Source organism: Paenibacillus sp. FSL K6-1217 (assembly GCF_045040735.1).
GTDB lineage: Bacteria > Bacillota > Bacilli > Paenibacillales > Paenibacillaceae > Paenibacillus_AQ.
The window spans coordinates 3,949,442-3,962,954 of the sequence record NZ_CP150271.1 but is presented as its reverse complement, the minus strand read 5'-3'; the positions used below and the strand labels follow the sequence as shown (position 1 = coordinate 3,962,954).

Annotated in this window: 16 protein-coding genes and 1 pseudogene; 11 read left to right on the top strand and 6 right to left on the bottom strand. The window is 54.7% G+C overall.

The window, feature by feature from the left end; genetic code table 11:
* Positions 1-88: 88 nt before the first annotated feature.
* From MHH28_RS17410 to MHH28_RS17400, 3 genes are read left to right on the top strand one after another with little or no spacing between them, the layout of a single operon-like run.
* Positions 89-850: a methionine ABC transporter ATP-binding protein gene (locus tag MHH28_RS17410; protein ID WP_405117156.1), complete on the top strand. Its 762-nt coding sequence runs from the start codon at positions 89-91 to the stop codon at positions 848-850.
* Complete coding sequence (locus MHH28_RS17405) at positions 843-1,505, top strand: methionine ABC transporter permease (protein WP_405104316.1); 663 nt, start codon at positions 843-845, stop codon at positions 1,503-1,505. The genes MHH28_RS17410 and MHH28_RS17405 overlap by 8 nt, the downstream gene beginning before the upstream one ends.
* 55 nt (positions 1,506-1,560) lie before the next feature.
* Positions 1,561-2,388 carry a MetQ/NlpA family ABC transporter substrate-binding protein gene (locus MHH28_RS17400; protein WP_405117154.1) on the top strand — a complete coding sequence of 276 codons (828 nt, stop codon included), beginning with the start codon at positions 1,561-1,563 and terminating at the stop codon, positions 2,386-2,388.
* A gap of 224 nt (positions 2,389-2,612) precedes the next feature.
* Here the strand turns inward: MHH28_RS17400 and MHH28_RS17395 are convergent, their stop codons facing one another.
* The 6 genes from MHH28_RS17395 to MHH28_RS17370 form a co-directional block, all read right to left on the bottom strand.
* Entirely contained in the window at positions 2,613-3,527 is a 915-nt protein-coding gene (locus MHH28_RS17395) for a metallophosphoesterase family protein (RefSeq protein ID WP_405104315.1), read from the bottom strand.
* Between the two features lie 39 nt (positions 3,528-3,566).
* Positions 3,567-3,908 (bottom strand): DMT family transporter, encoded by a 342-nt coding sequence (locus MHH28_RS17390; RefSeq protein WP_405104314.1) that lies wholly within the window; start codon positions 3,906-3,908, stop codon positions 3,567-3,569.
* Positions 3,905-4,858, bottom strand: a complete 954-nt coding sequence (locus MHH28_RS17385; RefSeq protein ID WP_405104313.1) for an HAD family hydrolase — start codon at positions 4,856-4,858, stop codon at positions 3,905-3,907. The genes MHH28_RS17390 and MHH28_RS17385 overlap by 4 nt, the downstream gene beginning before the upstream one ends.
* Positions 4,859-4,898: 40 nt before the next feature.
* Entirely contained in the window at positions 4,899-6,272 is a 1,374-nt protein-coding gene (locus tag MHH28_RS17380) for an ABC transporter substrate-binding protein (RefSeq protein ID WP_405104312.1), read from the bottom strand.
* Positions 6,273-6,386: 114 nt separating this feature from the next.
* Positions 6,387-7,223: a carbohydrate ABC transporter permease gene (locus MHH28_RS17375; RefSeq protein WP_405117152.1), complete on the bottom strand. Its 837-nt coding sequence runs from the start codon at positions 7,221-7,223 to the stop codon at positions 6,387-6,389.
* A gap of 43 nt (positions 7,224-7,266) precedes the next feature.
* Positions 7,267-8,148: a carbohydrate ABC transporter permease gene (locus tag MHH28_RS17370; RefSeq protein WP_405104311.1), complete on the bottom strand. Its 882-nt coding sequence runs from the start codon at positions 8,146-8,148 to the stop codon at positions 7,267-7,269.
* A 223-nt stretch (positions 8,149-8,371) separates the two neighbouring features.
* On the opposite strand from MHH28_RS17370, the gene MHH28_RS17365 reads away from it, so the two are divergent.
* The 8 genes and pseudogenes from MHH28_RS17365 to MHH28_RS17330 all read left to right on the top strand — a co-directional run bounded on the left by MHH28_RS17365 (position 8,372) and on the right by MHH28_RS17330 (position 13,301).
* Positions 8,372-8,944, top strand: a complete 573-nt coding sequence (locus MHH28_RS17365; protein WP_405104310.1) for a GbsR/MarR family transcriptional regulator — start codon at positions 8,372-8,374, stop codon at positions 8,942-8,944.
* Positions 8,844-9,433 (top strand): annotated as a pseudogene (locus tag MHH28_RS17360) (EamA family transporter); the annotation flags it as partial. The gene MHH28_RS17365 and the pseudogene MHH28_RS17360, both read left to right, overlap by 101 nt.
* A 153-nt stretch (positions 9,434-9,586) precedes the next feature.
* A complete protein-coding gene (locus MHH28_RS17355) occupies positions 9,587-10,030 on the top strand; it encodes an EamA family transporter (protein WP_405117151.1) in 444 nt (147 codons plus the stop codon).
* 28 nt (positions 10,031-10,058) lie between these two features.
* On the top strand, positions 10,059-10,847 hold the full coding sequence (locus MHH28_RS17350; protein ID WP_405104309.1) for a helix-turn-helix domain-containing protein: 789 nt from the start codon (positions 10,059-10,061) through the stop codon (positions 10,845-10,847).
* Positions 10,848-11,085: 238 nt separating this feature from the next.
* A complete protein-coding gene (locus tag MHH28_RS17345; RefSeq protein ID WP_405104308.1) occupies positions 11,086-11,388 on the top strand; it encodes a LiaF transmembrane domain-containing protein in 303 nt (100 codons plus the stop codon).
* A gap of 46 nt (positions 11,389-11,434) precedes the next feature.
* Complete coding sequence (locus MHH28_RS17340) at positions 11,435-12,112, top strand: PspA/IM30 family protein (RefSeq protein ID WP_405104307.1); 678 nt, start codon at positions 11,435-11,437, stop codon at positions 12,110-12,112.
* A gap of 4 nt (positions 12,113-12,116) precedes the next feature.
* On the top strand, positions 12,117-12,590 hold the full coding sequence (locus MHH28_RS17335) for a PspC domain-containing protein (protein WP_405104306.1): 474 nt from the start codon (positions 12,117-12,119) through the stop codon (positions 12,588-12,590).
* 3 nt (positions 12,591-12,593) lie between these two features.
* Positions 12,594-13,301: a PspA/IM30 family protein gene (locus MHH28_RS17330; protein WP_405104305.1), complete on the top strand. Its 708-nt coding sequence runs from the start codon at positions 12,594-12,596 to the stop codon at positions 13,299-13,301.
* The last annotated feature ends 212 nt before the right edge of the window (positions 13,302-13,513 follow it).

Below are 13,513 nucleotides of genomic sequence, written 5' to 3'. Positions count from 1 at the left end.
TTTAATAAAACAGTTTTTAAATAATTATAGTACAATATGTCCTGAGATTCAGAGAGTAAGTCCAGCAGTCTGTAAGGGAGGGCTTCATATTCTTTCGCTGAGTCAGGTTAGCAAGAGCTTCATGCTGAAGGACGGCCCTTATACGGCTGTCGATCAGGTATCGCTTGAAGTCCGGGCGGGTGCCATTCACGGTATTATCGGCGCAAGCGGCGCGGGCAAGTCCACGCTCCTGCGGCTGATGAATCTGCTGGAGCGGCCCGATAAGGGAACGGTTACGGTTGACGGGCAGCGGCTTACGGAGCTGCCGGACAAAGAGCTGCGCCGGCAGCGGCAGAGGATCGGGATGATCTTTCAGCATTTCAATCTGATCGGCAATGCCACCGTCAGCCGGAATGTGGCAATCTCCCTGGAGCTTGCCGGAGTACCGCGTGCAGGGCGGATGAAGCGGGTGGAGGAATGTCTGCAATTCGTCGGCCTTGCGGACAAAGCCGGGCAATATCCGGCCCAGCTCAGCGGCGGACAGCGGCAGCGGGTAGCGATTGCCCGTGCACTGGCGAACAGTCCGAAGCTGCTGCTATGCGATGAGCCGACATCTGCGCTTGATCCGGGCACGACGGCGGATATTCTGGAAGTGCTGCGCCATATCAATGCTTCACTGGGCGTAACGATTGTGATCGTTACCCATGAGCTGGACGTAGTGCGGAGCATCTGTTCCGACGTATCCGTCATGGAGGGCGGACAGATCGTAGATGCCTTCTCCCGCCGGGAGGGCGGCTTCCTCCCGCCGGGGACGCATTCAGGCTCCTTCCGGGAGCGGATCACCGGCAGAACGGGGGAACCCCATGTTTGAGAGCATGCTGAAATACCAGGATCAGATGTGGCAGTCGATCGGAGAGACCTTTGTCATGGTGGGAATCTCCATAGGTGCTGCGCTGCTGCTGGGGCTTCCGCTGGGGACCCTGCTGTATTTTTGCCGCAAAGGCCAGTTATATGAGAATAGAAGTCTGTCTCTGGTGCTGAACAGCATCGTCAATGTCGTCCGTTCCTTTCCGTTCCTGCTGCTGGTGGTGGCGCTGATTCCGTTCACCCGGCTGTTGGTAGGTACGGCTATCGGTACACTGGCGGCCACGGTGCCGCTATCCATCGTTGCCATTGCGTATTATTCACGGCTGGTGGAGCAGTCCCTGCTGGAGGTTCCGCGGGGAACGATTGAAGCGGCATTGTCGATGGGGGCCTCGAAGCCGGGAATGATCTTCAAGTTTCTGTATGTAGAGGCCCGTTCAGGGCTGGTACTGGGACTTACTGCGTCTACGATCAGCTTCATTTCTTTTTCAACTGTAATGGGGGTTGTCGGCGGCGGCGGGGTGGGCGATTTCGCCATCCGTTACGGGTACCAGCGCTTCGAGACCGAGGTCATGATCTACGCCATTCTCGTGATGATTGTACTGGTGCAGCTCATTCAATTCACGGGAAGCACGATAGCCAGACTGCTCGACAAACGCTAAAATACTATACAATGATGGGGGCTTGAGAGATATCATGAAAAGAACAGGAAGAAGAATGACGACCACGTTTGCACTGGTATTGCTTGTATTGACGCTTGCACTTGCAGGCTGCGGCAACAGCAAAGAAGCGAAAGAAACACCGGCGGCAACCACTACCGGGCCTGTGAAGATTAAGGTAGCCTCGCTGATTCCGCCAATGACAGATATCCTCGAACTCGTGAAGCCGATTCTGAAGGAAGAGGGCGTGGACATGGAGGTCGTGGTGCTGTCCGATAATGTGCAGCCGAACGAAGCGCTGGCGAACAAAGAGGTAGACGCGAACTTCTTCCAGCATGTACCGTACATGGAACAATTCAATGCCAGCAAAGGCGCAAAGCTGGTGCCCGTTCAGCCTGTGTATGATGCCATCTACGGCGGGTATTCCAAACGCTTCAAGAACATTGCTGATCTGCCAGAGGGAGCAACACTCGTGATGGCGAATGATCCTTCCAACATTGGACGCTCTCTGCAAATGTTCGCAGATGCCGGGTTGATTACGCTGAAGGACGGGATAGGGATTCAGGCTACGCAAGCCGATATTACCGCCAATCCGAAGAACTTCAAGTTCGAAGAAGTCGACCTGCTGATGCTGGCCCGGATGCTGGATGATGCGGATTTGGTCGCCATGACTCCGGCCTATGCCAGTCCGTTGGGTCTGACTCCGAAGAAGGATGCGCTGATCACCGAGCGTGAGGATTCCGCCTTCACCATTACTCTCGTTGCCCGCGAGGACAACAAGGATTCCGATGCCATCCAGAAGCTGGCGAAAGCGATCAGCGGCCCGGAAGTGAAGAAGTTCCTGGAGGACAATTACGCGGATATTGCGCTGCCTGCTTTTAAATAGTAGATAAACAAAAAAAGCTGTCCCGAAAGCCATGAAAAGGCTGATTGGGACAGCTTTTTATTTTGAGTAGGATCAACGCGAGCACTCGGGTGGACGCTGCGCGAACGGACCGTTGTTACAATCGCTGTTGTCTCCAGATTTTAATTATTTCCCTAGTCGGTAAAAATCCGGAGACAAAGGCGAACGCTAGCGCTTTTCCACAATCGTTCCGTCCTCTCCGCTGTTTAAGCGGGATACGCCACCTCATATTGCGCCGCTTCGATCCAGGTTCCCGTAGTGAAATCGCGTCCCCGTACAAGCACCTTGTCAGTATACACTTCCACATAGTAGCCCTGGCTGCCGCTCTTATGTTCATCCATATCCGTCCAGAGGTAGGCTACAGAAGCAGCGTTAAACATCGTAGCCGTCTGTCCGTTGCCGGGAAACATCGTGTTGCTGACCTCCAGCTCCCAGTGGGTATGCCCGGTGAACAGCAGGGCCTGAGGGTGCCGCGACAGAATGGCGCGCAGCTCCTGATCCTGAGTCACTCCGTACCACTCCTGAGCTTCCAGCGAACCGGCTACGGTATCCTTCAGCGGCTGGTGCAGGAAGACGAAGACGGGCCGATCTGGCAGGGAGGCCTTACCAGAGTCTGGCTGCTTTTGTCCGTCAGGCTCCGGCATGTCTGGTGCGCCTTCCCCAAGCTTCCGGTCCAGCCACTGGAGCTGCCCGTCGGATAAATTGCAGAATGTCTGCAGCCCTTCCTCAGTACCCAGGAAGATGAAATGATACCCGCCGATCCAGTGATCATGATAAGGACCTGGCATCCCCATGCGGGAAGTATACATCGCAAGCCGGGATTCCCAGTGGCCGAGGCCGACGTCATGGTTGCCCAGGGTGTAACGAATCTGCGGCAGTGAGGCCTGATGCTGTTCAAGAATACGCTGAACCTCCTCATACTCCTCCGGGAAGCCATTGTTCGTAATATCTCCAATATGCATGATGCCGCTGCTGCCCTGTGCGTGAAAGGCCAAATCCTGCAATGCCCGTCCGAAGTTCTGGTTGTACTCATGCTCGGGATCAGCCGTGACATGGGTGTCGGTAATAATCTGGAACGTCAACAGCGGTTCAGTAACGCCGGGTGTGGCGGATGTATTCATAGGCAAGCGAAGCCTCCTTGAAATATTTTCTAAGTCAGATTAATGCCCTTTGGCGCTAATGTTCAAGCCAACAATTCCGGCTACAATCACAGTTACCCACAGGAGGGAGGAACCCGACAGCCGCTCTTCAAAAAACAAGGCCCCCGCCAGAGAAATCAGGAGGATACCCGCCCCCGACCATACGGCATAAGCGACCCCAACCTTGATGGAGGTGAGTGCGACACTCAGCGAGGTGAAGCTGATCCCGTAGAATAGGAACATCAGCACAGAGGGCCAGGGCCGGGTGAGGCCATGAGACAGCTTCATGGAGACCGTTCCGGACAGCTCGAAGACAATAGCCAAGGCAAGAAATACCCAGGCCAAGGTCCCTTCGGCCTTCATCGTGCCATCCTTCGTACGCTAAGCTCCGAATAAGACGAAATTACACAATCTGCATCCGGCAAAAGAGTCCCGGCAGCCTGCATGTCTGCCGTAGCAGGCCCGCGTCCGCTGGCATCGGCTGTCCCGCCAGCATCGTCCCGTCCGCGACCCGCCGTCGCCGCCGCCGCGCTAACCCGGCTCGCCGCCAGCCCGCTCCCGCCCGCATGTGCGGCCGGTCCTTCCGCCGCAGCGGAAGCCGTGAGCCCGGCGGTGATTCCGCCGGCAATCCCAATGGCTGCGGCAGCACCCGCTGCCTTCGCCATCCGCATATCTCCGTTCGTATCGCCGATCACGGCGGCTTCAGCCGGAGATACCCCCAGCCGCCCGCAGGCAAGCAGTGCCATGTCGGGGAAGGGCTTGCCCCGCTCGACCTGATCGGTGCCGATCACGGCGGTGAAATACTGGCGGATGCCCAGCCAGCGTAGATGACTCTCGGCCGCCGCAGTTTCATCGGCAGTCACTACGGCCATAGGTATACCCTGGGCTGCACACGCGTCCAGAAAGGGCACCAGCCCGGGGAGCGGGCGGACCGGACGGCTCTGCTCCAGCATCGCATCTGCTGCATTCCGGCAGGCATCCACCAGTTCAACCGCTTCGGCCCAGGATAGTCCAAGAGTATATCCCTGCCAGGACAGAATGGCATACAGATCGTTCATCGTGCCCATGGCGAGAGGGCCATTACGGTCATAATCGGTGATTTTCCCTGCGGCGTCGTGAACCGTTCCCAGCAGGGAGGCCCGTTGGTGCTCAGGGAAGCTGAGAGTGCGCTGCTCCAGTTTCCGGCTGAACTGGTCCAGGAAGCATTCGGCCCAGCTCCCCCAAAGGGATACGAACTGCAGCAATGTTCCATCCTTGTCGAACAGGATAGCCGATACAGGATAGTCTCCTTGCGGAGTATTAAGCTCGATCATGCAGCGTCCCCCTTCATTAATAGAAATGTATTCAGCCGTTCTATTTCAGCTTATCCAGTGCGGCCTGAGCCGTCTGTTGTGCTTCCTTCAGCGCCTCGGCTGCCGGAATATTCTCAATCTGTACCTTGTCCGCAGCGATGGTCAGCGCGTCATTAATCTTGCCGCCTGTCGGGTCCTGGAAGGGAGCGGAAGCGTGAGCCGCCTGCTGCAGCGGAATTTTGATCTGCGGATTGCTCTCACTGAAGGTGACGAATGCCGGATCTTCCAGCGCAGACTGGCGGACGCTAATATATCCGGTGTGGATGGACCAGAACGCGGTATTCTCGGAGCTTGTGAAGAAGGCCAGCCATTTCATCGCAGCCTGCTTCTCGGCGTCTCCGGCTTGGGCAGGAATACCGGCCATACTCGCCCCGGCGACAGGTTTGCCTTCGCCGGCTCCGGCCCAGCCCGGTTGCTCCATAGCGGAGACGACGCTGAAATCAAGGTCGCCCTGGTCGCCGCTGGAGCCGGTGTATCCGGCCGCCTGGCCTTTCATCACATCGTCAATCGTCTTGTACCAGTACTCCCAGCCTTGCCCGCCGGAGTGGATACGCATGATCTTGTCGTCATGAATTGACTTGCGGAAGAACTCCCAGGTGTCGATCCACTCCGGGGAATCAATCGTGACCTTGGTGCCGTCCTCACTAAGAATACTGCCTCCTTTGCTGAGAGCGGCATCAACCATATTGCCGGAGCCCCACATCGGTTCCCAGCCGTAGAAGGTGGTTTTGCCGCCTTCGGAGACGGTCATCTTTTTCGCGGCCGCAGCGAGGTCTTCCCAGGTCTTAATCTGGCTGGCGTCTATGCCGTTTTTCGCAAAAGCATCCTTACGGTAGTACATCACCTGGGTCGATCCATACATCGGGAGGAAATACTGCTTGCCGTCCACCTTGCCCTGATTCAGGAAGGTCTGGACGAAATCCTCTTTATTGAAGTCCGGCTGCCCGGCAATCAGCTCATCCATCGGGGCGTAATAACCTTTGCGCGCCCAAGCGATATTGGAGGAGAGGACCACCGCCGGGACCTGCCCGGCAGCAATCGCGGCCTGAAGCTTCTGTTCGGTCTCTGTATAATCTCCCTGCACGATCCCCTTGACAACAACCTCCTGCTGGGAGGCGTTGAATTTCTGAATGAGCGATTCCATATTTTCACCCAGCTTGCCGCCGAGCCCATACCAGAATTCAATCGTGACCGGTGCGCCTCCTGCCGGAGCGGCATTGGCAGCAGGGACTGCCGCGGCTGCGCCGTCCGCAGTGGATGCATTGCCAGGAGCGGCATTTCCGCCGCAAGCGGTGAGTACGGAAAGTCCGGCGATCATGGATACTGCGGACAACCTTTTGAAAATAGAAGAATTCATATGTTTCACGCTATACATTATCCCTCTATTTCTCGCTGAAACGGTACCGTCCTTTGAAAGGTCGGCGAAGCTGTTTCCACTTGATACGTTCATCATCATTCTCCTCTTGGGTATTGAAGTTTAGGTGTTATGTTAGCCTTTGCTTGAGCCTGCGGTCATGTTGACACTTTGCATTATCGTTTTCTGCGCCAGCAGGAAGACTAGCAGCAGCGGAGCAATCGTGAAGGCGCTGGCGGCCATGATGAGCGGCCATTTCAGTCCGTAAGCACCTCCTTCCACGAAGAAGCTGCGCAGACCGGCCGAGACCAGCTGCAGACTGGGGTCCTTTGTAATGAGCATCGGCCAGAAGTAATTGTTGTACTGGTCAATGAAGGTAATCAGCGCCAGCACGGCGAACGAGGAGCGGGTAACCGGCACCAGAATCGTCCATAGAATCCGCATATGCGAGGCGCCGTCCACTTCACCGGCCTCCACCAGCTCATGCGAGACTTGCAGGAAGGCTTGCCTGATCAGGAAGATGGAGAAGATACTCACACAGTTGGAGAGAATCAGACCTGCATAGGAGTTCAGCAGATGCAGCTCGGACAGGACCAGATATCCGGGCAGGTAGACTGCCGTTGCAGGCACCATATAACCGAACAGAATCACTCCGGCAAAAACGCCCTTCAGGCGGAATTTCATATGCGTCAGCGCATAAGCCATCATCCCGGAATTAATTGTCTGCAGGAGGACAATGGAGACAGCGACGAAGATACTGTTGCCCATATATCTGGCGAACGGCGCCTCGTTCCAGGCTGCGGCGAAGTTGCCCCACAGCGGCACCTCGGGCCAGAGTGTGGGCGGGGAACGCCAGATTTCATCATTGGTTTTGAGGGCGCTGGTAACCATCCAGTAGAACGGGAAGGCCATCAGAAGAGCAAGCACGGCGAAAAAAATCTGGCGGACCAGCCCGCCGAGAGATGAGAGCATACGCAAAACGGTGAGACCTCCTTAAGGGTTGATGGTACAGCTTCTATTGATAATGAGTAGTCCGCGAGCTGACAAAGAACGAGAAGACGGACAGCAGCATGCAGATCAGGATCAGGACGACAGCTACAGAAGATGCCTCACCAATCTGGAACGATTCGAAGGCGGACTGATAATACAGATAGAGCAGAGTACGGGTAGAGCCGGACGGGCCGCCCTGGGTCAGCACATTAATCTGGTCGTAGGCCTGAAGCGCCGAGACTAGCTGCACCACGAACAGGAAAAGAGTTGTCGGCGAGATCAGCGGCCATGTAATCCGCAGGAACTTCTGCACCGGGCTTGCCCCATCCAGGTCCCCGGCTTCCAGCAGATCGGAGGGCACATTCCGCAGCGCCACCAGATAGAAGATCATGGCCCACCCTACCGACTTCCAGATCGTGACCAGCAGAACGCCGATTAAGGCCCATTTGGGGTCCTGCAGCCAGCCGATAGATTCCAGGCCGAAGAAATTCAGCACCGCATTGGCAAGCCCGGCTTCAGGCTGATAGATCCAGGACCAGACGATCGACACGGCAACGGTTGGCGTCACCCAAGGTGAGAACAGCAGAATCTGATAGAGGGCCGAGCCTTTCAGTTTTTTATTCATCAGGAGGGCCAGACCCAGTCCGAGCAGGATCACCGGCAGCACACTCCCGAGACAGAAGAGTACGGTCACTCTCAGCGCTTTGTAAAAAGCGGGGCTACTGAGCAGATCGGTATAATTCTGCCAGCCGACAAAGGTTTTCTCCGGGCTCATAAAGTCCCATTCCGTGAAGCTGAGATACAGCACGTACAGCAGCGGCGCGAGCCAGAACAGCACGAACGGGATCATGGCCGGCAGGGTGAACAGCACGGGTTTGAGACCGCCGATTAACTTTGAACGTGTCATTTTCGTCCGGATTCTCCATTTCATCCACATTGGTTGATGCGGTATAATGCAGAGGACAGCTCCTCTGTTCAAAAAAAATTGTACACTCATGAGGCAGACTTGTGGTCAAGCGAAGGTAAAGCCCGATCGTAATTTGTGTAAAATTTGTAGGAGGACTGCCGCAAAGCTGCGGTATTGTGTAATGTAGAGAGAAGAATTCTATGTGAAAATGAGGTGCCACCTGATGAAGCAAGCCGCATTCGGCGAGGAACATCCGCACCGTTCGCCCCGGGAGCAGCTGCTCGGCCCGGTGATCGATGCCATAGCCCAGACCATGGATTTATATGGAGCGAATTATTCCTTCGGGCAGCTGTACGGAGTGATGTTCTTCGAGGACAAGCCGATGACGCTGGAGGAAATGAAGCAGGTTATGAATATGAGTAAAAGCAATATGAGCTACGGCGTCCGCTCCCTGATCGCCTCCCGGATGGTGACGAAGCTTCCGGAGAAGCGTGAGCGGAAGGAGCTGTACGCAGCGGAGACAGACTTCTTCGAGGCCTTCCGCAACTTCTTCACCCTGAAGCTTCAGCGGGAGATCGATGTGATGCAGGAAGCGATGGAAGCCGCGGTCCCGGGCCTCCAGACACTGGCCGATGCAGCAGACATACCCGAAGAGGAGCGGCAGGCCTGCCTCAGAGATTTGGAGAAGCTGGAGCATGCGGCCGAGTATTATGCCTGGCTGCAGCGGTTTGTGTCGGGGCTTGCGGAGGGAACGGTATTCGGCGGCGGGCTGCCGGGGGGAGAGAAGACGGAGTAGCTGCTTGGTGCTAATTGGGCTTAGCTTTAGCCTGTTCCATTACCGGGCGCGAACCTCATATCATGACAGCGGGCGGCGGCAGATCTATTTTTGGGCGAAGAAGGGACGATACGTGATGAAGTCAAAAGCACAAGCTAACCCGGTGTACGCAGTGGGAATTGCGCTCTTATTTGTGTATTTATTTTGGGGAGGCACCTATGTCGGCATGAAGATTGCCATTGAGACGATGCCGCCCTTTTTAATGGCGGGGGTCCGCTTTTTTACGGCAGTTATGTTCTTTATATTATTTCCAGATCAAGCGGAGCGCAGCGTCCTGTAAAGCGTGAATGGCGCGCCTCCGCGATTGTCGGCGCCTTGCTGCTGCTTGGGGGCAACGGGGTTGTGGCCTGGGCAGAGCAAAGGGTCTCTTCCTCCATCGCTTCGCTCATCGTGGCGGCGGTGCCTGTCTGGATGATGCTGATGGGCTGGCTTGGACGCGGCGGCAAACGGCCGAATACCGGAGTCATCGCAGGAATCGTACTTGGATTGCTCGGCATCGCCGTATTGGTCTTCCAGCCGGGGAAGGGAGAGACGGGCACCGCTACCGATTTGTTCGGAATTATTACCATATTGGCAGCTTCCATAAGCTGGGCAGCAGGGTCGATGTACTCCCGAAGCGCGACCATGCCGGGCTCACCCTTGATGGCGACAGCGGCGCAGATGCTAACAGGAGGCGCGCTGCTGGTGATATTCTCTTATTTTACCGGCGACTGGTCCACACTTAATATCTCCGGCATTTCTATGCGATTCTACCTGGCTCTGGCCTACCTGATCACCTTCGGCTCCATTGTCGGCTATACAGCCTATATCTGGCTGCTTAAGAATGCTGATGCTACCCTCGTCTCCACCTATGCCTTCGTTAATCCGGTGGTCGCTGTGCTGCTTGGCTGGCTGCTGGTAGGCGAACAGCTTACCCTGAACACCCTGATCGCTGCCGTGATCATTATCGGGGCTGTGGTTTTGGTGACTGTTTTCCGTAGTAAGCCGCAGCCGGCGGCAACTCAAGCAGCGCTTGATATACAACCGCAGCAGCAGCCGCTACACTGAGAGCATCTTAGCCTAAGGAGTGGTAAGTATGTTTGATATGTTGAAGGTTGGCCGGAATATCGTTAGATTAAGAGGTCTGGCCGGTCTGACTCAAATGGGGCTCGCGGACAAGCTGGGCATCAGTTATCAGGCGGTGAGCAATTGGGAGAGAGGCAACAGTATGCCGGATATCTCCAAGCTTCCAGAACTGGCGGAAATCTTTGGTGTAGGGATCGGCGAGATCCTCGGAGAAGAACAAGGACATAGCTCCCGCATGATCGAGAGTGTACTGGAGCAAGGCGGCACAGATTATTTTGAGCGGGGGGAAGGAACGGCTCAAGAGCTCTCAGACCTTGCGCCAATTCTTCATAATGAGCAGATTGGTGAAGCATTTGAGCATGTGAAGGACGGGGCCGCTGTAGAGGATCTGCTGGCACTTGCGCCGTTCCTGAGCGAGGAGACTCTCGATTCATGCGCCAAGCAGGTGTTTGACAGGGAAGGGGTGGAGCCCCTGCTGAAGCTGGCCCCTTTTGTCAGTGATGAAGCAATAGATGAACTGGCCAAGCTCGTATATGCCACGGAAGGTTTGGAGGCACTGGTGGAATTCGCCCCATTCATTAGTGATGAGATGCTGGATGAACTTGCAGAGACTGTCTTGATGCAGGAAGGTTCGGCGGCACTGGTATCTCTCGCTCCATATATAAGCGACGAACAACTAGACCAACTGGTTGTAGCTATTTCTACAAAAGAAGGCGTTAAAGCGCTCCTGCCACTCGCCCCGTTCTTCAGTGAGGAAATTCTGGATAGCCTTGCTGCGCAAACCTTCTCCAGAAAATGACCTTATCCTATATTCATCAACAGCCGGTACTCTAACAGAGCATCCGGCTTTTTGGTATGCCTTTATCCCATGTGCATGCAGCCTTTCGGCGAAAGTGGTATTGCCAGACGGCCCCAGTCCTGAACCATCCCCGACTAAGGTCCAGTACATAAAACCGTCCACAGTCTGTTTTGAAAGATGCGGGATTGCCCTAGAATAAGGATATAAGAAAGAGAGCAGCGAAAGGCGGTGATAACAAATGCAAAGAAACAAAGGTAACGGACTTGCGATTGCGCTGATTGTAATCGGAGCGGTAATGCTGCTTGGCATTCTGCCTCACTTGATTTCAGGAATCTTCGGTATCCTGTTCCCGGCAGTGCTGGTTGTGCTCGGATACTACGGAATTAAGAGCGGACGCAAGATTATCGGCTGGGTGGTACTGTTCATCGGTGTCATGTCTCTGATCTCCAAGCTTTCCTGGATTATCGGTCCGCTGCTGGGTATTGCTCTGGTAGCGTGGGGCATCTCGGTACTCAGAGGCAAACAAAGCAGAACATACTAATACAGACAGTCCATACTTATTAAAAGCAGGGAGGGAGCAGGAAATCATGAGTGTTTTTCGCAGAATGAGGGACATCACCGTAGCCAACTTGAATGAACGTCTGGAGCAGAGCCAAGATCCGGTGAAGCTGATTGATCAATTTCTACATTCAACCCGTGAAGAGATCGGGGAGGCCGAACGGCTGTACCAGCAGTACGCTTCTCATACGAAGCAACTGCAGCAGCAGGTGAATCAGGCCACCGCCATGAGGGACAAACGTGAAGAGCAGGCGCTCCTCGCACTCAAGGCAGGCGAAGATCATCTGGCCAAGCTGGCATTGCAGGAGAAGATTATCCACGAGGAAAAACTGGAGCAATACAGCGGGCTGCTGGAGACGAGCCGGCAATCACTTTTCGAACTGGAAACCCAGCTGAACGAGCTCAAAATTGAGTATCAGACGGTATACAGCAAACGCCAGTTCTATGCAGCACGGATGGAGTCGCTGCGGTTGCAGCAGCGCATGAATCAAAGAGCCGGTGCTTATGGCGGCGGGGATGTTCCCAAAATGTTCGGCCGTCTGGAAGACAAGATGACCGACTGGGAGCTTGAAGCCAAGAGCCTGAGCGACCTGCGCCGGATGGGACAGGAATATGCGGTGCAGGCCGGAGAGACAGTGGCAACCGTACTCGAAAGAGAAATGGCCCGTCTAAAGGAGAAGCTGAACAATGATGGCAGAAAGGAGTAGTAGTATGACCCGATTGTATCGTTCAACAAGAGACAAGGTAATGACAGGGCTGGCAGGCGGATTGTCCGAGACTCTCGGCATTGACTCTACACTGTTCCGGATTCTGCTGGTGATCAGTATCCCATTTAGCGGCGGAGCTACGATCCTCGTATACTTTATCGCAGCAATGGTGATTGCCAAGGAGCCTAACCAGTACAACCCGTTCGGTCCCGGGCCGGGTGGCCCGTACGGCGGACCTTACGCCGGCGGACCTGAATACGGCCGCGGACCACAGGCTCCTCATCAAGGACCTCAGGGATATGGCCCTTATAACGGCGGACAGCCGGGATACCATCCCGGCTATGACAAGGCAGGCGCTCACGCAGCTCCCGATTCTGGCCTGGATGCCATGATGAAGGATATCGAGAAGAAGGCACTGCAAAAAGAAGTGGAAGAACTCAAACAAAAACTTGCTAAATACGAGAAGGGAGAAGTGTAAATTATGGGAGTATTCAAACGGATTAAAGATATGACTAAGGCGTCGGTAAATGATATGTTGGATAAGGTAGAGGACCCGATTGTGATGCTTAATCAGTATCTGCGCGATATGGAGGCTGAGATTCATGAGGCTGAAGTAACGGTAGCGAAGCAGATGGCTAATGAACGCCGGATGAAACAACGTGTGGACGAAGCTGCCAAGGTAGCCGGACAGCGTGCTGCACAGGCTGAGCTTGCACTGAAGAACGGGCAGGAAGAAGTTACGCGTAAGCTGCTGGAAGAGAAAATCTACTTCGACCAGAAGCATACCGAGTATGGCGAGCTTCACGCCCAGGCTGAAGTACAGGCCAAGGAACTGGTGCAGCAGCTTCATGATATGAAGGATGAGTTCTACAAGCTGCGCAACAAGCGCAATGAACTGGTGTCCCGCGCTCAGATGGCCAAGGCCAAGAAGCAAATGTCCCAGATCAGCAGCGTACATTCCATTGAAAGCGGAAGTGCATCCCTTGGATTCCACCGCATGGAAGAAAAGATCATGCAGCTCGAAGCGGAAGCAGATGTGATGCGCGCTCCGTATAGCCCTTCGGCAACCGCATATGCTAAGCCGGTAGATCCTGAGAAGGAACTGAAAGTGGAGGAGCAGCTTGCCGCACTGAAGAACAAGCTGAATTCCACCCCTGCAGCCCCTGCTTTGAATAAAAAAGAACAATAATCCCTGTTTCTAAAGAACAGCCGGATATGATATGCTGATCTAGGTAAAGCCATACGGTATGGATTCTCCATACCGGTATGGCTTTTGTAGCGGATGCATGATCTTGCATACGAAGTCAGTTTGCTTCGCAAATCTCAGCCAATGCTTACGAAGTCAGTGTAGCTTCAAATATAAGAAATTATATGCTGTGCATGATAACTTATCCTTCTATT

What these genes read in the sequence shown, in the direction of transcription:
- MHH28_RS17335 (WP_405104306.1), top strand. Translation starts at nt 12,117, where the DNA reads ATGACCCGATTGTATCGTTCAACAAGAGACAAGGTAATGACAGGGCTG.
- MHH28_RS17400 (WP_405117154.1), top strand. Translation starts at nt 1,561, where the DNA reads ATGACGACCACGTTTGCACTGGTATTGCTTGTATTGACGCTTGCACTT.
- MHH28_RS17375 (WP_405117152.1), bottom strand. Translation starts at nt 7,223, where the DNA reads ATGCTCTCATCTCTCGGCGGGCTGGTCCGCCAGATTTTTTTCGCCGTG.
- MHH28_RS17350 (WP_405104309.1), top strand. Translation starts at nt 10,059, where the DNA reads ATGTTTGATATGTTGAAGGTTGGCCGGAATATCGTTAGATTAAGAGGT.
- MHH28_RS17355 (WP_405117151.1), top strand. Translation starts at nt 9,587, where the DNA reads ATGTACTCCCGAAGCGCGACCATGCCGGGCTCACCCTTGATGGCGACA.
- MHH28_RS17380 (WP_405104312.1), bottom strand. Translation starts at nt 6,272, where the DNA reads ATGTATAGCGTGAAACATATGAATTCTTCTATTTTCAAAAGGTTGTCC.
- MHH28_RS17365 (WP_405104310.1), top strand. Translation starts at nt 8,372, where the DNA reads ATGAAGCAAGCCGCATTCGGCGAGGAACATCCGCACCGTTCGCCCCGG.
- MHH28_RS17390 (WP_405104314.1), bottom strand. Translation starts at nt 3,908, where the DNA reads ATGAAGGCCGAAGGGACCTTGGCCTGGGTATTTCTTGCCTTGGCTATT.
- MHH28_RS17385 (WP_405104313.1), bottom strand. Translation starts at nt 4,858, where the DNA reads ATGATCGAGCTTAATACTCCGCAAGGAGACTATCCTGTATCGGCTATC.
- MHH28_RS17395 (WP_405104315.1), bottom strand. Translation starts at nt 3,527, where the DNA reads ATGAATACATCCGCCACACCCGGCGTTACTGAACCGCTGTTGACGTTC.
- MHH28_RS17340 (WP_405104307.1), top strand. Translation starts at nt 11,435, where the DNA reads ATGAGTGTTTTTCGCAGAATGAGGGACATCACCGTAGCCAACTTGAAT.
- MHH28_RS17330 (WP_405104305.1), top strand. Translation starts at nt 12,594, where the DNA reads ATGGGAGTATTCAAACGGATTAAAGATATGACTAAGGCGTCGGTAAAT.
- MHH28_RS17345 (WP_405104308.1), top strand. Translation starts at nt 11,086, where the DNA reads ATGCAAAGAAACAAAGGTAACGGACTTGCGATTGCGCTGATTGTAATC.
- MHH28_RS17405 (WP_405104316.1), top strand. Translation starts at nt 843, where the DNA reads ATGTTTGAGAGCATGCTGAAATACCAGGATCAGATGTGGCAGTCGATC.
- MHH28_RS17370 (WP_405104311.1), bottom strand. Translation starts at nt 8,148, where the DNA reads ATGACACGTTCAAAGTTAATCGGCGGTCTCAAACCCGTGCTGTTCACC.